General features: G+C 63.9%; 16 protein-coding genes. 6 read left to right on the top strand and 10 right to left on the bottom strand.

The window, feature by feature from the left end; genetic code table 11:
* The first annotated feature begins 8 nt into the window (after window positions 1-8).
* Window positions 9-797 (top strand): substrate-binding periplasmic protein, encoded by a 789-nt coding sequence (locus tag OGV19_RS26025; RefSeq protein ID WP_264311281.1) that lies wholly within the window; start codon window positions 9-11, stop codon window positions 795-797.
* Window positions 798-1,015: 218 nt separating this feature from the next.
* Entirely contained in the window at window positions 1,016-2,911 is a 1,896-nt protein-coding gene (locus OGV19_RS26020; protein WP_264311280.1) for an RNA helicase RhlE2, read from the top strand.
* Window positions 2,912-2,974: 63 nt separating this feature from the next.
* Here the strand turns inward: OGV19_RS26020 and OGV19_RS26015 are convergent, their stop codons facing one another.
* From OGV19_RS26015 to OGV19_RS26005, 3 genes are all read right to left on the bottom strand, one after another.
* Window positions 2,975-3,553, bottom strand: a complete 579-nt coding sequence (locus OGV19_RS26015; protein WP_264311279.1) for a YceI family protein — start codon at window positions 3,551-3,553, stop codon at window positions 2,975-2,977.
* Between the two features lie 31 nt (window positions 3,554-3,584).
* Window positions 3,585-4,136: a cytochrome b gene (locus OGV19_RS26010; protein WP_264311278.1), complete on the bottom strand. Its 552-nt coding sequence runs from the start codon at window positions 4,134-4,136 to the stop codon at window positions 3,585-3,587.
* Window positions 4,137-4,432: 296 nt separating this feature from the next.
* Window positions 4,433-6,313 (bottom strand): flavin monoamine oxidase family protein, encoded by a 1,881-nt coding sequence (locus tag OGV19_RS26005; RefSeq protein ID WP_264311277.1) that lies wholly within the window; start codon window positions 6,311-6,313, stop codon window positions 4,433-4,435.
* Between the two features lie 210 nt (window positions 6,314-6,523).
* On the opposite strand from OGV19_RS26005, the gene OGV19_RS26000 reads away from it, so the two are divergent.
* The 3 genes from OGV19_RS26000 to OGV19_RS25990 all read left to right on the top strand — a co-directional run bounded on the left by OGV19_RS26000 (window position 6,524) and on the right by OGV19_RS25990 (window position 9,382).
* Window positions 6,524-7,015, top strand: a complete 492-nt coding sequence (locus tag OGV19_RS26000) for a hypothetical protein (protein ID WP_264311276.1) — start codon at window positions 6,524-6,526, stop codon at window positions 7,013-7,015.
* Window positions 7,016-7,094: 79 nt separating this feature from the next.
* Complete coding sequence (locus OGV19_RS25995) at window positions 7,095-8,501, top strand: adenosylmethionine--8-amino-7-oxononanoate transaminase (protein ID WP_264311275.1); 1,407 nt, start codon at window positions 7,095-7,097, stop codon at window positions 8,499-8,501.
* A gap of 158 nt (window positions 8,502-8,659) precedes the next feature.
* The gene (locus OGV19_RS25990) at window positions 8,660-9,382 is read left to right on the top strand and encodes a 16S rRNA (uracil(1498)-N(3))-methyltransferase (protein ID WP_264311274.1); all 723 of its coding nucleotides are present in this window, start codon (window positions 8,660-8,662) and stop codon (window positions 9,380-9,382) included.
* Between the two features lie 3 nt (window positions 9,383-9,385).
* Here the strand turns inward: OGV19_RS25990 and trhA are convergent, their stop codons facing one another.
* From trhA to OGV19_RS25955, 7 genes are all read right to left on the bottom strand, one after another.
* The gene (gene trhA / locus OGV19_RS25985) at window positions 9,386-10,003 is read right to left on the bottom strand and encodes a PAQR family membrane homeostasis protein TrhA (protein WP_264311273.1); all 618 of its coding nucleotides are present in this window, start codon (window positions 10,001-10,003) and stop codon (window positions 9,386-9,388) included.
* 159 nt (window positions 10,004-10,162) lie between these two features.
* Window positions 10,163-10,636, bottom strand: coding sequence for a chemotaxis protein CheW (locus OGV19_RS25980; RefSeq protein ID WP_264311272.1), 474 nt, complete (start codon window positions 10,634-10,636; stop codon window positions 10,163-10,165).
* On the bottom strand, window positions 10,629-15,572 hold the full coding sequence (locus OGV19_RS25975) for a hybrid sensor histidine kinase/response regulator (RefSeq protein ID WP_264311271.1): 4,944 nt from the start codon (window positions 15,570-15,572) through the stop codon (window positions 10,629-10,631). The genes OGV19_RS25980 and OGV19_RS25975 overlap by 8 nt, the downstream gene beginning before the upstream one ends.
* A 9-nt stretch (window positions 15,573-15,581) precedes the next feature.
* Window positions 15,582-17,606, bottom strand: coding sequence for a methyl-accepting chemotaxis protein (locus tag OGV19_RS25970; RefSeq protein WP_264314009.1), 2,025 nt, complete (start codon window positions 17,604-17,606; stop codon window positions 15,582-15,584).
* 47 nt (window positions 17,607-17,653) lie between these two features.
* Window positions 17,654-18,208 (bottom strand): chemotaxis protein CheW, encoded by a 555-nt coding sequence (locus OGV19_RS25965; RefSeq protein ID WP_264311270.1) that lies wholly within the window; start codon window positions 18,206-18,208, stop codon window positions 17,654-17,656.
* Window positions 18,205-18,570, bottom strand: coding sequence for a twitching motility response regulator PilH (gene pilH / locus OGV19_RS25960; protein ID WP_264311269.1), 366 nt, complete (start codon window positions 18,568-18,570; stop codon window positions 18,205-18,207). The genes OGV19_RS25965 and pilH overlap by 4 nt, the downstream gene beginning before the upstream one ends.
* Before the next feature lie 46 nt (window positions 18,571-18,616).
* Window positions 18,617-19,018 carry a response regulator gene (locus tag OGV19_RS25955; RefSeq protein ID WP_033701912.1) on the bottom strand — a complete coding sequence of 134 codons (402 nt, stop codon included), beginning with the start codon at window positions 19,016-19,018 and terminating at the stop codon, window positions 18,617-18,619.
* A 229-nt stretch (window positions 19,019-19,247) separates the two neighbouring features.
* Here OGV19_RS25955 and gshB point away from each other — a divergent pair, with 229 nt between their 5' ends.
* Entirely contained in the window at window positions 19,248-20,201 is a 954-nt protein-coding gene (gshB, locus tag OGV19_RS25950; protein ID WP_264311268.1) for a glutathione synthase, read from the top strand.
* Window positions 20,202-20,210 lie beyond the last annotated feature (9 nt).

The raw sequence follows: 20,210 nt of genomic DNA, 5'->3' as shown, positions 1-20,210 counted from the left end.
TGCGGGCCATGTCCGTCATCACCCGCCTGTTCTGGATCCTGCTGCTCGCCTGCCTGAGCCCGTTGGCCCTGGCGGAACGCCTGCGCCTGGTGTCCGACGACTGGGCGCCGTATGTCTACTTGCAGGACGGCCAGCCCCGAGGCATCGACTACGAAGTCACCACCCAGGTGTTCAGGCGCCTGGGCGTAGAAGTGGAATGGCAATTCCTACCGTGGAAGCGCTGCCTGGCGATGATCGAGCAAGGGCTGGCCGACGGTATTGTGGATATCTTTCAGATCGACACACGCAAGCCTTTTCTGATCTACCCAACGGAGCCCATGTCGGATGTCGAGTTCGTGCTGTTTCAGGCGCGCGCCCGCCGCCATGCCGTCAACGGGCTGGACGACCTCGCGGGGCTGGCCGTAGGTACATCGCCCGGCTACACATACGGCGCGCTTTTTAACGACTCGCCCCGTTTTCGCCGCGAAGCGGCCCCTACCCATGAAGCCAACTTCGGCAAGCTGATGCTTGGCCGAATCGATTTACTGATTACCGACCGCAGGGTTGGCCGCTACCTGATGCAGCAGTTGGGCCTGGAAAAGCAGGTCGAAGAGCTGCCACTGGTGGTAAGCCGACAGGCGCAATACCTGGGGCTGACCCGTAAACCCGGACGAGAGGCGTTGGCCCAGGCGTTCGCCGAAGAGTTACAGCGCTTCAAGCAGGAACCCGCCTACGCAGCCATCAACAACCGCTACACAGGCGACATTGGAAACATTCTCAACGCCGTTGAGCAGCAGGAAAGCAGCACGTCGCGATAGCTCTGTTATACTCGGGCCTTCCCGCCAGGCTTACGCCCGGACGCTCGGCCTAGCAACAGGCATCCCGATCGGCAACGACGCCTTACCGCGTCAGCCCTCCGTTTCCTGGATGTGCAGTGAAAGCCAAGCTGGACCGGACGCGATCGCATCTCACCGATGCCCGTCGCGCCAGGCAGAACATCCCTACGGGCCCAGCCCACACGAGAACAGGATTGCCCATGTCCTTTGCTTCCCTCGGTCTCTCCGAGGCTCTTGTCCGCGCTATCGAGGCTGCGGGCTATACCCAGCCGACTCCGGTGCAACAGCGGGCTGTTCCCGCCGTGTTGCAAGGCCGCGATCTGATGGTCGCTGCGCAGACAGGTACTGGTAAAACCGGCGGTTTCGCCTTGCCGATCCTGGAGCGCCTGTTCCCGGGTGGCCACCCCGACAAGTCGCAGCGCCATGGCCCACGCCAGCCCCGCGTACTGGTCCTGACTCCGACCCGCGAACTGGCTGCCCAGGTGCATGACAGCTTCAAGGTTTATGCCCGTGACCTGCCGCTGGTCAGCGCCTGCGTCTTCGGCGGTGTCGGCATGAACCCACAGATCCAGGCCATCGCCAAAGGCGTCGATGTCCTCGTGGCGTGCCCTGGCCGCCTGCTCGACCTGGCCGGGCAAGGCAAGGTAGACCTGTCCCATGTGGAAATCCTGGTCCTCGACGAAGCCGACCGCATGCTCGACATGGGCTTCATCCACGACGTCAAGAAGGTCCTTGCCCGCCTCCCGGCCAAGCGCCAGAACCTGCTGTTCTCGGCAACCTTCTCCAAAGACATCACCGACCTGGCCGACAAGCTCCTGCACAACCCGGAGCGCATCGAGGTCACCCCGCCGAACACCACGGTCGAACGCATCGAGCAGCGCGTCTATCGCCTGCCTGCCAGCCACAAGCGTGCGCTGCTGGCCCACCTGATCACCCTGGGTGCGTGGGAGCAGGTACTGGTCTTCACCCGTACCAAGCACGGCGCCAACCGCCTGGCCGAGTACCTGGAAAAGCACGGCCTGACCGCCGCCGCCATCCACGGCAACAAGAGCCAGAACGCTCGCACCAAAGCCCTGGCCGACTTCAAGGCCAACGCTGTACGGGTACTGGTTGCCACCGACATCGCCGCCCGCGGCCTGGACATCGATCAGTTGCCCCATGTGGTCAACTTCGAGCTGCCCAATGTCGAAGAAGACTACGTCCACCGTATCGGCCGTACTGGTCGTGCGGGCCGTTCAGGTGAGGCCATTTCCCTGGTCGCGCCAGATGAAGAGAAGCTGCTCAAGAGCATCGAGCGCGTCACCAAGCAGAAGATTGCCGACGGTGATCTGATGGGCTTTGACGCAAGCCAGGTAGAGGCCGAGAAGCCGGAAGTTCGCGAACGCCCGCAGAACACCGGCCGTGGCGGTCGCAACCAGCCACGCGGCGAAGGCGGCAAAGACGCCAACGGTGGCCGCAAGGACAAAGGCAAGGATAAAGGCAAGGCCAAGCCGCACGCTGCCGACAAGCCGGCCGACAAGGAAAAGTCTGGCGACAAGCCGCAGCAGCAGCGCAAGCCGCGTGACAACAAGCCACGCCAGCAGCAAGCCAGCCAGAACGGCGCGCCAAAAACGCAGGCCGACCGTGCTCCGGATGAGTTCCTGGACGATGACGTCGACAACTTCGGCAACCGCGCCGACTACGTCAGCCCGTACCAAGGCAAAAACCAGGGGCGTAACCGTCGTCCTGGCAGCGGCACTGGCACTGGCGCAGGTCAAAGCCAGAGCCAAGGTGCTGGCACGCGCAGCAACAGCGGTGGCCAGGGTCGCAGCAATAATGGTGGCGCTCAACCACGCAACGCCAACGGCGAGAAACGCCCACCGCGTAACGCCAATGGCGGCGGCGCACGCCGTGATGGCGGTGGCCGCGGCCGCCCTTCGCGCGATGATGCTGCGCGTCAAGAACCGGCAGTGCGTAGCTCGCGTGAGCCACAGAGCCAGCCGGTCATCATCCGCAAGGAGTCCAAGCTCGATCGTTACCCAACGCCTGAGCAACTGGACGACCTGCCAAGCCGCCCACGCAGTGAGCGCCCAGCGCTGCTGACCCGTAAGAGCTGATACCAGCCCATACAACAAAACGCCGCCCAATAGGGCGGCGTTTTTTTTTGCAGGTAGTGCGAATTACTTCTGCTTCACGCCTTCAACGCTGATATCCAGGTCCAGGGTCTGCGAAGTCGCGCCTGGGCCCTTGATGCCGAAGTCGTTCAGGTTCAGCGTGGTGGTGGCGTTGAAGCCAGCGCGCTCGCCACCCCATGGGTCCTTGCCTTCACCGTTGAAGGTGGCCTTGAAGGTGACCGGCTTGGTCACACCGTGCAAGGTCAGGTCGCCGGTCACGTCGGCGGTCTTGTCGCCGGTCGATTTGACGGCGGTGGATACGAACTTGGCTTCTGGATACTTCTTCACGTCCAGGAAGTCTTTGCTGGCAATGTGCTTGTCACGCTCGGCGTGGTTCGACCACAGGCTGGCAGTTTTCAGATCGACACTGATCTTGCTCGCTTCAGGCTTGGCGCTGTCCCAGCTGAAGTTGCCGTCAAAGTCCTTGAACGTACCGTGGATGAAGCTGTAGCCCAGGTGGCTGATCTTCCAGTCAACGAACGCGTGCTGGCCTTCTTTGTCGATCTTGTACTCGGCGGCCATGGCCTGGCCTGCGGAGAACAAAGCGGTACCGAGCGCCAGAGCGGCAAAAGTCTTTTTCAACATCCTTTCTATTCCTTGCAATTGAGGTTGAGAGTCAAGCTTTGCGGCCCAGCATGCGGATCAGGGTCGCGTCACGGTCAATGAAGTGGTGTTTCAATGCTGCCAGGGCATGGAGGACGGCGAAAATCACCAGGCCCCAGGCCAGCCAAAGATGGATCACCCCAGCCAGGTCCGCCTGATCGGGCAGGTCGCTGACCAGAGCCGGTACTTCGAACAAGCCGAACACCGGAATACCGACGCCGTCGGCGGTGGAGATCAGGTAACCGGCGATCATCACCGCGAACAGCCCCACGTACAGGGCCAGATGGCCCAGCTTGGCGGCCATGCGGGTGAGTGCCCCATGGTTGGCCGGCGCGGGCGGTGGCGGGCTGATGAAACGCCAGAGTACACGTAGCAGCATCACTGCCAGCAACACCAAGCCGATGCTCTTGTGCAGATCTGGGCCAGATTTGCGCCACGGGTCGTAGTAGTCCAGACCGACCATCCACAGCCCCAGGCCGAACAGGCCGAAGACGGCCAGCGCGACACCCCAATGCAGGATGATGCTGACCACGCCGTAGCGAGAAGATGAATTGCGCAGTTGCATGTTGGCGTGTTTCCCCGTGAAAGCTGTGCACAGACTAACGCGTAACGTATCGAATAAAAGCGGAAAAAATTGCTTCGGATTATCGAAAAATACGATGGATATTGTGGAAGCTTCCTATTAAGGAAACATTAACGATAGTAGGGGACACTCAAGTTGCCAGTACCGGCGCCTTCGCGGGCAAGCCCGCTCCCACAAAAGCGGCGTGACTCTGTGGGAGCAGCTGTCTTGCTCAATTTTCTAAAGCCGCACGATCCCTGCGGGAGCGGGCTTGCCCGCGAAGGGGCCGGTACAGTCAATCAACCCGCCTTGGCCTGAGTATTGGCCACAGGCTTCTTCGCGGGTTCCGATTTGACCGTGGCTTTTTTCGCCTCGACAGGCTTATGCGCCTGTTTTGCCGCCGGCTTGTGTACCGGAGCATGCTTGGCAGGGGCTGCCTTGGTAGCGGCAGGTTTGGCAGCAGCAGGCTTGGCTGCTGCTTCCTTGGCCACAGGCGCCGGCGCAACCGGGGCTGGAGCGGCCTGCGGAGCCGGTGCAGGGGCCACTTCATCAGCCTTGGCAATCGGCTGGGCTTTCACTTCAGGCTTGTCAGCCCCACCAAACAGGCGCGAGAAGAAACCTGGTTTGTCCTGCTTGGCCTCTTCCTTCACCGGCTCGGCCTTGGCCGGGGCTTTTTCCGCCTTGTTGCTCTTGTCGGAAGAACCACCGAACAGGTTGGAGAAGAACCCACCCTTATCCTTGGCCGCCGCGGCGCCCGCCGCTGCTGCTGCCGCAACCGGCACAGCCTTGGCCGGGTCGAACGACTTGCCGGCAAGCAGGTCTTGAACCTGGCCGGCAGCGCGCTGACCGCTGCGCAGGGCGCCTTCCAGGGTGCCTGGGTAGAGGGCGTCGGTATGCTCACCGGCAAAGCTGATGCGCTGCACCGGGCGCTCCCACAGGCGCCAGTACTTGCTGATCTGCCCTGGGCCATAAGCCAGGTAGGCGCCACCGGTGCCGGCGTCAGTGCTGTAGCGCTTGACCTCGTACCCGGTGAACGCACCACGGGCCTGTGGATAAAACGCATGCAGGCGGATGAGCACCTGGTCGACCATCTGCTTGTCACCGAACGCCTGCAACAGGCGGGCGTTATCGCCGGACAGGTTGATCACCACGTTGGCGCCACCCTTGAGTGCCGGTTCAATCCACAACATGCCCAGGCCCGCGTTACTGAAGATCTCGCCAGACATGCGCGCCCGGCTTTCCCACACCGGCTTCTTGAACTTGAGCATCAGCTGGTCACGCCAGCCATAGTTGGTGCCCTTGAGCGCCGCCAGGTGCTGGTTGTCCAGGCCCGGGGTCATCTGAATCTTGGCCAGGGCGCGTAGCGGCACGGCCATGACCAGGTAATCGGCCTGGTAGCCCACACTGCCAACCTTGACCGTGACGCCGTCCTTGTCCTGGACGATGGCGGTGACCGGCGAGCTGGTCTTGATGGTCTTCAGCTGTTTGACGAACGCTTGGGCCAATACCGGGCTGCCGCCCGGCAGGCGGGCGGCACGCAGGTCACGGTCACTGACACCCCGGTACACCCGAGTCTGCTGGGCGAAATACAGCAGCGACAGGCGCGACGGCTCATCGTAACGGGTACGGATCTGCTGGTTGATCAGCTGACGCGCGGTGGTCGGCAATTGCAGCTTGTCCAGCCAGGTGGACACGTTGATCTGATCGAGGGCGAACAGCGTGCTGGTCGCCTGAGGGTTCAGCGGGTCATCGATCGAGCGGGCCAGGTCGTCGAGGGTTTTCTCATAGCGCTTGAGCGCCTCGGCAGTGGCAGGCTGCTTGGTGGCGAGGTCCGTCGCATTGAAATACTCACCGTCGATCAGGTAGCCCGGCGTACGCACGAATTCCGGCGCGGGCAGTGTTTCAAGCTTGAAACGGTCTAGGTACTGGTTGAGCACCGGCTGGGCCTTGGCGTTGCCGATCCACTCACTGGTTGCAAGGCCAGACCGGCCGCCCATGCCTGACTTGGCCTCCAGCAGCGTCACCTGCCAACCTTTGTTCTGCAGCTCGTAGGCTGCGGTCAGGCCCGCGAGGCCACCACCGACCACAATGGCCGTGGGCGTTTTGTCCTTTGCCAGCGCGGCGCCGCTGGACACACCAATCAATACCAACGCGCACAGGCGCACCCAAGCAGCAGCCATGTCGGCGAACTCCGAGTCAGACGTTACAGAAAAAAAGGGAGGCAGAAATGCCCCGAGCGAGATGCGTTAAGAATACGTCAGGTGTGCCAACCCTGCCAGCACAGCGACATCAAGTCCTTTTGGCAACTGACATTTTTGTCAGTAGCCCTGTCACAGGGTTGCGGGCGATGCTGACGACAATGGCCAAGAGCCCGCCCGGAGGACCTGCGCATGATCTTCGAGGAGCGTTTCACGCACGTCACACGGCAGTTTCTGTGGCACAGGCAAACATTGCGCACGGCATCGGGCCTGAGCATTCGTTCCAATAGCACGTCGTGGACAGGCTTTCACGAAGCGTTCAAGGGCGAAGACGGCACAGAGCTGGTCATTGGCGAACACAGCGACGTGGAAATCACCTTCTCCCAGGAGGTGCAGTGTTTGCGGCTGGAATACTACGTGGTCAGCGACTTCCTTTGTGACGACCTGCACATGCTGTTCGATGCCGAAAACCACGACCACGACCTGTTGGCACCGGCTCCGCGCAACTTCTACTGGCTCACCATAGAAGGCAGCGGCTTCACCGACCTGATGCCCGGCCCCATCTCCACGCATCCCTATCACCAGGTCATCGACGGGCCCTTCCGGCGCCTGACCATTTCCACCTCGCAGGCCGGCACCGTGCATATTCGCCGGCTCGAATGGACCGGCACTCAACGTCATTGACCCGCAGCGGTTGTCCTGCCCTGCAGCTTTGCTTAGGCTTACGCGGTCCAAGCCAGCAGCGCAGCCAGGAGAAGTACCCATGGGCCTCAACGATCAGTGGATGCAACGTGACCTCAAGGTCCTGTGGCACCCCTGCACCCAGATGAAAGACCACGAGCAGTTGCCGCTGATCCCGATCAAGCGCGGTGAAGGCGTGTGGCTGGAAGACTTCGAAGGCAAACGCTACCTGGACGCCGTGAGCAGTTGGTGGGTAAACGTGTTTGGCCACGCCAACCCGCGCATCAACCAGCGCATCAAGGACCAGGTCGACCAGTTGGAACACGTGATCCTGGCCGGCTTCAGCCACCAACCGGTGATCGAGCTGTCCGAACGCCTGGTGGCCATGACCCCGGCCAGGCTGGACCGGGTGTTCTACGCTGACAATGGCTCTTCGTGCATCGAAGTTGCGCTGAAGATGAGCTTCCACTACTGGCTGAACATCGGCAAACCGTCAAAAAAACGCTTCGTCACGCTGACCAACAGCTACCACGGCGAAACCATTGCCGCGATGTCGGTAGGGGACGTGCCGCTGTTCACCGAAACCTACAAGGCGCTACTGCTCGATACCATCAAGGTGCCGAGCCCGGACTGTTACCTGCGCCCCGAAGGCATGGGCTGGGAAGAACATTCGCGCAACATGTTCCAGGCCATGGAGCAGACCCTGGCCGAGCATCACGAAACCATCGCTGCGGTGATCATTGAGCCATTGATCCAGGGTGCCGGCGGCATGCGCATGTACCACCCGGTCTACCTCCAGCTGCTGCGCGAGGCCTGCGACCGCTATGGCGTGCACCTGATCCACGATGAAATCGCCGTAGGCTTCGGCCGCACCGGCACAATGTTCGCCTGTGAGCAGGCCGGCATCCGCCCGGACTTCCTCTGCCTGTCCAAGGCGCTGACCGGCGGTTACCTGCCGCTGGCCGCCTGCCTGACCACCGACACGGTGTACCAGGCGTTCTACGACGACTACCCGACCCTGCGCGCGTTCCTCCACTCGCACAGCTACACCGGCAACCCGCTGGCCTGTGCGGCGGCCCTGGCGACCCTCGACATCTTCGAGCAAGACAACGTGATCGAGGCCAACAAGGCGTTATCTGCGCGCATGGCCAGCGCCACCGCGCACCTGGCCGACCATGCCCATGTCGCAGAAATCCGCCAGACCGGCATGGCCCTGGCGATCGAGATGGTCCAGGACAAAGCCGGCAAGGTTGCCTACCCGTGGCAAGAGCGCCGTGGCCTGAAAGTGTTCGAGCACGCCCTGACCCGCGGCGCCCTGCTGCGCCCGCTGGGCAGTGTGGTGTACTTCCTGCCGCCCTACGTGATTACCCCGGAACAGATCGACTTCCTCGCCGAAGTGGCCACGGAAGGCATTGATATCGCGACTCGAGAAAGCATCAGCGTCGCCGTGCCGGCCAATTTCCACCCCGATTTCCGCGACCCGGGCTGACATCGCTGCGAGGGCTTTGCCCTCGATCGCGGCACAAGGCCGCTCCCACAATGGCACAGCGCACGCCGTTTAATTGTGGGAGCGGCCTGGTGTCGCGAAAGGGCTGCAAAGCAGCCCCCTAGTCCACCGGAAGCACCCCATCAATTAGAGCCTTACCCATGAGACTGTCCCGCTTCTTCATCGACGCCCCCCTGAGCATCGGCGAGCACGACCTGCCCGAAGCCCAAGCCCACTACATCGGCCGCGTATTGCGCATGGCCCCCGGTGACGCCGTGCAGCTGTTCGACGGCAGCGGCCAGGAATACCTCGGCCAGTTGCTCGAAGTGGGCAAGAAAACCGTGCGCGTCAGCCTCGATCAGGCCCTGGCCGGTCAAGCCGAATCGCCCTTGCACATCCACCTGGGCCAAGGCCTTTCGCGCGGCGAGCGCATGGACTGGGCGATCCAGAAGGCCACCGAACTGGGCGCCAACGAGATTACCCCGATCGTCAGCGAGCGCTGCGAAGTGCGCTTGAAGGATGAGCGCGCCGACAAACGTTTGGCGCACTGGCGCCAGGTGGCGATCAGCGCCTGCGAACAGTGCGGCCGCTCCAGCTTGCCGGTGATCCACCCGCCAGTCACCCTGGCCGACTGGATCAAAGGCAGCGATGCCGACCTCAAGCTGGTGCTACACCCAGTCGCCGAGCCGCTGACCAGCCATGACAAGCCGGCCCGCCTAGCCTTCCTCATCGGCCCCGAAGGCGGCCTGAGCGATGCTGAGGTCGAGCAGGCCAAAGCTGCCGACTTCCACGCCGCCCGCCTTGGCCCGCGCGTGCTGCGCACCGAGACAGCGCCAGTCGTTGCGCTTTCGGTGGCACAGCAGCTGTGGGGCGATTTCTCGTAAAAACTAACGCACGTACAGCGACACCGCCACGAAGTGCATCAGGCTGCCGGCAATCACGAACAGGTGCCAGATGCCATGCCAGTGGCGGAAACGGCTGTCGAAAGCGAAGAAGATGATGCCCACGGTGTAGAACACCCCGCCGGCCGCCAACCAGGCGAAGCCGGCGGTGCCCAGGCTGTGCAGCAGCGGCTTGACCGCCACCAGGACGAACCAGCCCATCACCGCATAGATGATGATCGACAGGATCCGCGCCTCGGAGCGCGGCTTGATCTCCTGCAGCATGCCGATCACCGCCAGCCCCCAGACCACCCCGAACAGGCTCCAGCCCCAGGGCCCGCGCAGGCTGACCAGGCAGAATGGGGTGTAGCTGCCGGCAATCAGCAAGTAGATCGACAGGTGATCGAGCTTGCGCATGATCACCTTCGCCCGCCCGCGTGTGCTGTGGTAGAGGGTCGAGATACTGTAGAGCAGCAGCAGCGTGCCGCCATAGATGGAGAAACTCACGATCTTCCAGGGGTCGCCCTGCAAGCCCGCGACGACGATCAGCCAGATGGCACCGATGCAGGCCAGAATGGCACCGACCAGGTGGGTCCAGGCGTTGAAGCGTTCACCGTAATACATGCAAACACAGACCTCCTGCTATGGGCTGGGTTCCTGAGACAGTCAGTTCGGGCCTCTTCGCGGGGCAAGCCCGCTCCCACAGGTACAGCTTCTGCCCCACATTATTCGGTCCCTGTGGGAGCGGGCTTGCCCCGCGAAGAGGCCACAGCAAACACCCTATTATCCAGAATCAGGTTGCAGATCCGCGTCACGCACCAGCCGTTCCAATGCCACCAGGTCCGGCACCCGCGCCACCTGCTCGCCCACTTGCACCGCCGCAAGTTCCAGGCTGCCCAGCGCCACATCCACATAATTGAGCTGGCTGTCGAGCTTGCATGAACGCGGAATGTCCTGCAGCAGCACCGCCAGGTAACGCAGCCCGGTGTCGCCTAGCGCGTTCAGCACCACGATACGCGCCCGTTCGCCACACGGCGTCTCACCTCCACAGGCAGCCTCGAAACCGATCAGCGGCAAATGCTGCTTACGCCAGTCGATCCAGCCCAGGTGCCAGGCTGGCTCGCCAGGCTGACACACCAGGTTGCGCTGGCCAATAAGCTCAGCCACGGCGACATTGGGCAGCACCAGGGTGCGGTCACCCATCGGCAGTAGCAAGCCAGTCAGGCTGCTGCGTTGGCCTGCGATCAGTTCAAGCATGGGCCTGGCTCCAGTGGGCGATGCTCTGCAGCAGGACGGACTCCTGATAAGGCTTGCCCAGGTACTCGTTGACACCGATGGCCATCGCACGATCACGGTGCTTCTGCCCGGTGCGGGAGGTAATCATGATGATCGGCAGGCCCTTCAGGCGCTCGTCACGGCGTATGCGCGTGGCCACCTCGAAACCGTCCATGCGTGGCATCTCGATGTCCAGCAGCAATACATCGGGGCGATGTTCTTCCAGCTGCGCCATGGCATCGACCCCGTCCTTGGCCGTCAGCACGCTCATGCCGTGTCGCTCCAGTAGCCGGGTGGTGACCTTGCGCACGGTCACCGAGTCATCCACCACCATGACCAGCAGTGACCGTCGCGGCGACGGGCCGAACAGCTGGCGCTGCGCGTCGCCCCCTCCCGGCAGGCGCGCCAGGCGCCTTTGCTGGCCTCGCAACTGGCCAAGCAGGTCGAGAATCAGCACCACCCGGCCATCACCCAGCAAGGTCGCCCCAGACAGCCCGGCGACGGCGGCAAATTGTGGCCCCAGGCTCTTCACCACGATCTCGCGGCTGGGCGACAGGCTATCGGCCTGAATGGCGAACGACTGCTCCTGGGAATGCACCAGCAGCACCGGCAGCGGTACGCTCTGACCCAGCAGGCTGGGCCGTGGCAGGCCTTGCAGCAGTTCACCCAGGTAGCGCAAGTCGTACACGTGGCCCGCGTAGACATAACGAGGTGCATCCAGTTGGTAGCAGGCGGCCAGTTCTGCAGGCGGCACGCGGACAATGCCTTCGATGGTATTGAGCGGGATCGCGTATTGATCCTCGCCCATGTGCACCATCAACGCGCGGTTGATCGACACGGTGAACGGCAGGCGGATCAAAAAGCGCGCACCTTTGCCCTGGGCCGACTCGATGGTCATCGAGCCGCCCAACTGCTTGACCTCTTCGTGCACCACGTCCATGCCCAGGCCTCGCCCGGAGATCTGAGTGATTTTCTCGGCGGTGGAGAAACCGGGGCGCAAAATGAACTGCAAGACCTCGTGATCGCTCAACTGCGCTTGCGGGTCCAGCAGGCCGCGCTTGATCGCCTTGCGCCGCACCGCCTCCAGCGGCACGCCGGCACCATCGTCAGTCATCTCGATGACAATGTCGGCGCCCTCGTGCAGCAGGTTCAGGTGAATCGTGCCGTGTTCGGGCTTGCCCGCAGCCAGGCGCGCTTCGCGGCTTTCCAGGCCATGGTCGACGGCGTTGCGCAGCATGTGCTCCAGTGGCGCCACCATGCGTTCGAGCACGCTGCGGTCCAGCTCACCTTCGGCGTTGCCAACCACCAGCTCGACCTGCTTGCCCAGCTCGCTGGCAACCTGTCGCACCACCCGTTGCAAGCGCGGTACCAGCCGTTCGAACGGCACCATCAGGGTCGCGGTCAGGCCCTCCTGCAACTGGCTGTTCACCCGCGCTTGCTGCTGCAACAGGCTATAGGCCTCCTGCGCCCGCTGAGCCAGGGTCTCCTTCAGGTCGAGCAGGTCGGATGCCGACTCGAACAGCGCCCGCGACAACTGCTGCAACTGCGAGTGGCGGTCCATTTCCAGCGGGTCGAAATCGTCGTATGCGTCACCCTCGAATGCCTGCCGGCTGGAGATCCGCCCCTGGGTCTCGACATCCAGGCGCAGCAGCTGGTCGCGCATGCGCTCCAGGGTGGTTTCCATTTCGTTGAGGGTGAACTGGGCATCGTTGACCTGCTGCTCGATGCGACCACGGATGACCGAGTGCTCACCGGCCAGGTTGCCCAGGTCGTCGAGCAGCTCGGCATCGACCTTGACCATGTCGCCCGGCACCCGCTCCGGAGCCGCAGTAGGCGCCTCAAGCGCCGCTGCCTCCAGCGGCCCCTGGCCCGCCGCACTGTCGGTCAGTGCAGCACTGCTGAAGTTACGGATGTAGTCGATCAGTGCCGTGGCAGCATGCAGGGGCTGCCCCAGGCGCACGGCATCGAGCATATGCGCCAGGCGGTCGTGGCAATTCTGCAACAGCGCAAACAGCGGCGGGCTCGGCGGCAGGCGGCCTGCGGCGAGCAGTTCGTATAGAAATTCCAGTTCGTGGGCCAGATCGCCAATGGCGGCAATCTCGACCATGCGCGCGCCCCCTTTTAGGGTGTGCAGGTCGCGCAGCAGGTTTTCCACCTCGACGCTGTTGCGCGGGTCAGCCTGCCAGCGTGCCAGGGCGGCGGCGGCGCTCTCGACAATGTCCGAGCTTTCTTCCAGGAAGACTTCCAGCAGTTCCTTGTCCCCTGGGCTCTCAGGTTCCTCGGCCGGCAACTCGCCCGCAGGTGGCAGCAACAGATTGCGCGACAGCCCCAGGCCAAGGTCCATGTCCGGATGCAGCGGCGTGACCGTATCGATGCCCACAAGGCCCGTGGCATCGGGTGCCAAGGCCTGTGCCAGCAGGTTGCGCAAACTGTCGATCAGCGCAGGTCTGGGCGAAATTTCCTGGCCTGCGGCTACCTCGTCGAGCATGTCGAGCAGCGCTTCATGGCCTGCCTGCGCCGTGGCGAAAAAGCGTGGGTCGGCCGCCAGGCTACCCTCTTCCACGGCGCCATAGACGTCGAGCAGGGCCTCGCAGACGTCGTCCATCTGCCACAGGTCGGCCAGATGCGCAGCATGGCCGAGGCTGGTCAGTTCATCGAGCAGGGTCTCCAGCGCCTGGCGTTGGCCCGGCTGCTCCTGCCAGCGCGATAGCAATGACTCGGCGTCGAGCAGAATGTCCATGGCCTGGGCCAGGAAACTGGCGGTCAGTTGCGGGTCGCGCTTGCTGCGGTGTGCATGATGGGGGTCGTCATGCAGGTTGGCCAGGCGCACATCCACCGCCTGGCCGACCTGCTCGATCAACTCGGCGGCACCCGGGATGGCCGCCAGTGGTGTGCTGTCCAGTTGCGCAAGGCCTAGGTGGAACAGTGAACGCCCGGCCTCCAGCCATTCGATTTCGGCCACTTGCAGGGGCAACTGATGGCCCTTGTACTCACGCGCCAGGCGGTCGAAGGCAGTGGCAAGCTCGGCGACCGGCATTACGCCGGCCATGGCAGCGCTGCCCTTGAGCGTGTGCAGGGCGCGTTGCAGGCTATCGCTGACGGGCGTGTCGGGGCCGTCGGCGCTCTGCAGAAATGCCTCGAGGCTGGCCAGGTGGCCGTGTGCCTCGCTGCGGAAGATGTCCAGCAATTGCGGGTCGAGGCCATCGATGTCAGCGGCGGGCGGCGCATCGTTTTCGGCCAGGGCATGCAGATGCCCGGACAGTTGCTCGATTTCGGTCAGTTGCGGCAGCTGCCCGGCGGCGAAGTCAGCCAACAGGTCAGGCAGGTGCACAAACACTTGCTGCAAGGCCACCACGCCTTCCGGGGTGAGCACGATACGGCCTTCGAGCATCCGGTTGAGCAGGTGCTCGGCGCCCCAGGCCAGTTCGGCCACCGCCTCGGCATGAACCATCCGGCCACTGCCCTTGAGCGTATGCAGCGCGCGGCGTACCTCGAGCAAGGCATCACGCTGCTGGTTGTCGGCGCGCCAGCGCAACCAGTGGCGTTCGATTTCCGGCAGCAGCTCACCGGCCTCGTCGAGGAACACTTCGCGCAGCTCGTCGTCGATGCCATCGCCATTGCCTTCCAGGCCAAAGCCGGTTTCGCTGACCACGCACGCCACGCCCAGCGCCGCCAGGCTGGTACGCGCCATGTGGATGAAGGGCTGGCCATCGGCCAGCGGGTCGGCCACCCGCCATTGCAGGTAGCACTCGGCGGCGCTCAGGGCGTCGGCCAGGTGTGCCAGCTCATCGGCCGGTGGCTCGACATCCAGGTGCTGCAACCAGCGCTGCACGTAGCTCGCGCACCCGGCAAACACATCGGCAGGGCCCGCCAGCATCAACATCGCCAACGCCCCGCGCACTTGCTGCAGCAGCCCCGGCAACGGTTGCAGGCGTTGCCGGGGCCAGTCGGATTCCAGGCAATCACCGATCAAGTCCTTGGCCTGCTGCAAGACCGCCAGCGACTCGCTCAGCACCAACTGGCGGATCTCGGCCAGGTCCGAGCCGGGCAGGCCGCCCTGCCCGTTTTCTTCCAACGGGCCGACCATGCCATTGAGGGTCGCCTCCACGTACAACAGCGCGCCCGCCACATCCATCAACACCGCGTCATCCACCGAGCCTGCGCCGGGGGCCAAGGCCTGCAGCGCCAGCACTTGATCGATGATCACCCGCCGAGGCTGCTGGAAGCCGAGTACCGCCAGGGTATCGGCGACATGGCGCAAGGGTGCGAGCAAGGCTTCCGACTGTTCACTGTGCTGGCGATCGCCGCGCACGAACTGGTCCAGGCGTTCCTTGATGCGCATCAGGTCGTCGCACAGCGCGCTCACCACCGACCGCAAGGCGTCACGGCCGGGCCCGGCCTGCATCTGCTCCCGCCAGTTGCCCAGCGACAGGTCAAGGTTGGCCAGGTCATCGGCGCCGGCAAAGCGCTGGGCAGTGCCACTGATGAGGCTGGCCTGGGCCAAGGGTTCCACGCCTCGGCAGGCGCGAAGCTGGTTGAGCAACGGCAGCATCACCAACGGCAGGTCGTGGCGCGCGCCGCGCAGCCGCTCCAGGTAGGAGGGCAGTTGCTCCAGGCCCCGGAACAGCGCCCCCAAGCAGTCACCCCGGGGGCTGACCTGGCCCTCGGCCAAGGCCCTGGCGAACAGCTCCAGTTCTTCCGCCAGGTGCGTCGCCCCGCGCAATTCGAGCATGCGCAGGCAACCGTGCACCTGGTGCAGGTTGTCGACCACGAACGCCAGCATGGAGAGCTCGCCCGGTTCGCCAGCAAAGCGCTCCAGGGCCTGTCGCGCCTGGCCCAGGCAATCGAGGATGGCGGCCTTGGTCCAGGCCAGCGCCACCGTTTCGTGGCGTTCGGGACTTACAGCGGCAACAGCCATGGGCACTCCTCAGCGCGGCTCGGCGGGTGCCGGCAGGGTGAAACCAGAAACAGACCGGCGCATCTCGCTGGCCATGCGTGCCAAGTGGTGGATACTGTCGGCGGTGGCGCCGGAGCCGGCAGACGTCTGCGCGGTGATCTGCTGGATGACCGCCATGGTGTGGGAAATCTGCCCGGCAGAAGAGGTCTGCAGCTGGGCCGCGTCAGAAATACTGTGGATCAGCTCGGCCAAGGTCTGCGACACCCCTTCGATTTCCGCCAGCGCCACCCCGGCATCCTGGGCCAGGCGCGCGCCGCGCACCACTTCGGCGGTGGTCTGCTCCATGGAAATCACCGCCTCGTTGGTATCGGCCTGAATGGTCCGTACCAGCGCCTCGATCTGCCGCGTGGCCGACGACGAACGTTCGGCCAGGCGCTGCACCTCGTCGGCCACTACCGCAAAACCACGCCCGGCTTCACCGGCCAGCGAGGCCTGGATCGCCGCGTTCAGGGCGAGGATGTTGGTCTGGTCGGCAATGTCGTCGATCAAACTGACGATGTCGCCGATCTCCTGGGAAGACTCGCCCAGGCGCTTGATCCGCTTGGCGGTGTCCTGGATCTGCTCGCGAATGTTGTCCATGCCGTTGATGGTGTTGTGCACCACCTCGTTGCCCTTGTTGGCAATCGCCACCGAGCGCTCGGCCACCTTGGCCGACTCATACGCATGCGCCGAAACCCGGTCGATCGATTCGACCATGTCGCCCACCGCCTCGGACGCCTCGCTGATCTGCGCGGCCTGGTGCTCGGACGCCTTGGCCAACTGGCGGGCAGTGTTCTGCGTGTCCTGTACGGCAGCCGCCACCTGCACGGCGCTGTGGTTGATGGTGCCAACCAGATCGCGCAGTTGATCGACGGAATAGTTGATCGAGTCGGCGATGGCACCAGTGAAGTCCTCGGTGACCGACACGGTCACGGTCAGGTCGCCATCGGCCAGCTCTTCGATTTCGTCGAGCAGGCGCATGATCGCCTGCTGGTTGCGTTCGTTCTTTTCCGCGGTCTCGCGCAGTTGCCGGTTGGTGGTGCGCACCATGACCAGGCCGATGAGAATGATCGACGCCAGCGCCAGCAGGCCCAGGGCATAGCCGCCGACGGTATCGAGGGTGCGCCCGCCGGCCAGGTTCTCAAACCCGTTGGCCAGGTGCGAGGCCTCGTCGAGCAGGGTCTGCGACAGGCTGAAGATGTTGCCCGCCGCTTCCCGTACGCGGAACAGTTCAGGTGAGGTTTCGAGGATTTCGTCCACCGAGCCTGCCACGAACTGGAACAGCTCGGCGATTTCGGCCAGCCGCGCCCGGGCATCGGCGTCCTCGACACGGGTGACCTGGATCGTCGGATTGCCGTCGAGCATGCCCTCGAGCACCTGGCCAAAACGCCCGGCATCGCGGCCAAAGGCATCGGCCGCCTGGGCGGCGGTGTCGTCACCGGCCAGCACCGTATTGACCGAACCGAGGATACGTTCGGCCAACAACAGCTGACGCTGGGCCACCACCACCTGGTTGGCCGGGGCGCCGCTCTGCAGCAGGATCTCGACCACTTTTTCGTATTCGACCTGCAGTTGCGGCACGGTCTCGGCCAGGGTCGCGGCCACCTGATGCAGGGACAGCACCGTCTGTTCGCTGGCAAGAATGGTATCGGTGTTCTTGCGCAGGTTCTCCCAGTCTTGGCGGACCGCTTCCATTTCATCGCGCATCGTGGCCGGCGCCGCGGGCAGGCCGGTGGATTTGTCACCTTCGCGCAGGTAGCTCCAGCGCCGTTCGAAATCGTTGCGCGCATCCGACAGCAACTTGAACGCCAAGGCCTTGCCTGCCGCGGCCTCGGTGGCGTTCTTGGCGATGCGCTGGGACAGCACGCGAAGCTCGCCAGCATGGCCGATGTACTGTTTGTCGTAGTTGGACTGGGTGCTCAGGTAGGCGAAATTGGCGAACAGCAAAATGATCGACAGAATCAGCACCAGAAACAGCACAGTGATCTGCGCGATGCTGCGCGTGCGCGGAGCCATGGGCGTTGCGGTAGCACTGGTGGCGGGGTTGTTCACGTTCGCAGGTCCTATAACGCCACATCGAGAAAGCCCGGCGCCTGGGCCAGGGCGAAGGGGCTGAAAATCGCCCAATTGCGTTCACGCGGGAAATGCCCCTGCACGAAGCGTGCAGCAGCGCGGATCAGGGGCTGCGGCGGTGACAGTTCCAGGCTGCTCAGGGCAAAGTGCTGCAGCCCCAGTACCTCGTCCACCAGCAGGCCGACGAACAGGTCCTCATGGTCCAGCACCAGCACCCGTCGCTGCTTGCCGGGGGCTGCCGGGCCGAGCCCGAAGAAGCTGCTCAGGTCCATCACCGGCAGCAACCGCCCGCGCAGGTTGGCGACCCCACAGACCCAGGGCTGCACCCCTGGAACACGGCTGCTGCGGGGTTCGCGCAGCACTTCGGCGACTTCGCCCATGGGCGCGACGAACCATTGCCCGGCGATGCGAAAACCGATCCCGCTCCACTGTTGCAGGCGGGTGTCCTGCAGCGGCTGGTCCGCCACCAGCAGGCGGCAGCGCCGGTCGATGTCCAGCAGCAACTCAAAGGCGGTCAAAGACGCGCCCTGGGGGCGGGTGGTCAAGCCCCCAGCACTTCTTTGAGCTTGGCGATCAGCGCGTCTTCTTCGACCGGCTTGGTCAGGAAGTCGCGGGCGCCCTGGCGCGTGGCCCAGACACGGTCGGTTTCCTGGTCCTTGGTGGTGACCACGATCACCGGTATGGCACTGGTTTCTTTGTCCTTGCTTAGTTGACGGGTGGCCTGGAAGCCATTCATGCCGGGCATGACGATGTCCATCAGCACCGCGTCGGGTTTTTCCTGACGGGCCAGCGCCACGCCATCGCCACCGTTGTTGGCCTTGAGCACTTGGTAACCGTGCTTTTCCAGCCATTCGGTCAATCTGTACATCTCTGTCGGCGAGTCGTCGACAATCAGAACTCGGGCCATGCTGTTTCCCCATCAGGAAAGAAAGACCGCGCCATGGCGGACGCGGTCAGGGTGCGTGTTGTTGGTGTTCGGCAAAACCGGGCACATGGGCCCTGATCGCATCGAGCAGTTCTTCCTTGCTGAACGGCTTGGTGAGGAACTGGTCGGAGCCCACCACCCGCCCGCGGGCCTTGTCGAACAGGCCGTCGCGCGAGGACAGGAGTATGACCGGTATGTCCTTGAAAGCGCTGTTGTGCTTGATCACGGCGCACGTCTGGTAGCCGTCCAGGCGCGGCATCAGCACATCGACGAAGATGATCTGGGGCTGGTGGTCGACGATCTTGGACAGGGCATCGAAGCCATCGCTGGCGGTAATCACCTCGCAACCCGCTTCGCCGAGCAACATCTGCGCGGTACGGCGGATCGTGCGTGAGTCGTCGATCACCATCACCTTCAGGGGTTGTTCCATCACTTGGGCTACCGTCGCTGCTCAGGCCAGAATTGCTGGGGCCGCGTTGCGACCCTTTCGCGACACAAGGCCGCTACAGGTTTGCGCAGCATTGTGCCTCGCATTTTTAGCACACTCCGGGTGGCCATTCCATCTGCTGCGCCCCTTGACCATCGGCGCTCCCGGCGCCACCCTGAGCCACTTTTCTTTCGATCCATCGCGGCTGCGCGCCGCCAAGAGGAACCACCCCATGAGCGTTCGCCTCGGCATTGTCATGGACCCCATCGCGTCCATCTCCTACAAGAAGGACAGTTCGCTGGCCATGCTGCTGGCCGCCCAGGCCCGCGGCTGGAGCCTGTTCTACATGGAACAGCGCGACCTGTACCAAGGCGAAGGCAAGGCGCGTGCGCGGATGCGCCCGCTGAAAGTATTCGCCGACCCGGCACGCTGGTTCGAGCTGGGCGACGAGCAGGACAGCCCCCTGGCCGAGCTGGACGTGATCCTGATGCGCAAGGACCCGCCGTTCGACATGGAGTTCGTCTACAGCACCTACCTGCTGGAGCAGGCCGAGGCCGAGGGCGTGCTGGTGGTCAACCGCCCGCAAAGCCTGCGCGACTGCAACGAAAAACTGTTCGCCACGCTGTTCCCGCAGTGCACGCCGCCGACCCTGGTCAGCCGCCGCCCAGACATCATTCGCGAGTTCGCCGCCCAGCATGGCGACGTGATCCTCAAGCCGCTGGACGGCATGGGCGGCACCTCGATCTTCCGCCACCGGGTCGGCGACCCCAACCTGTCGGTGATCCTCGAAACCCTGACCGCGCTGGGTGCTCAACAGATCATGGCGCAGGCCTACCTGCCGGCAATCAAGGACGGCGACAAGCGCATCCTGATGATCGACGGCGAGCCGGTGCCTTACTGCCTGGCGCGCATCCCGGCCAGTGGCGAAACCCGCGGCAACCTGGCCGCCGGTGGCCGTGGCGAAGCCCGCCCGCTGACCGAGCGTGACCGCTGGATCGCGGCCCAAGTCGGCCCGACCCTGCGCGCAAAAGGCCTGCTGTTCGTGGGCTTGGACGTGATTGGCGAGCACCTCACCGAAATCAACGTCACCAGCCCGACCTGCATCCGCGAGATCGACAACGCGTTCAACACCAACATCGGTGGGCAATTGATGGACGCCATTGATCGCCAGCTGAAGGCCCGCTGACCGGCAACG

Origin of the sequence: Pseudomonas putida (assembly GCF_025905425.1) — a bacterium.
Classification (GTDB): Bacteria; Pseudomonadota; Gammaproteobacteria; order Pseudomonadales; family Pseudomonadaceae; genus Aquipseudomonas; species Aquipseudomonas putida_AF.
Note: the sequence above shows the minus strand (reverse complement) of the source record. Positions and strands in the feature narration are given on the sequence as shown.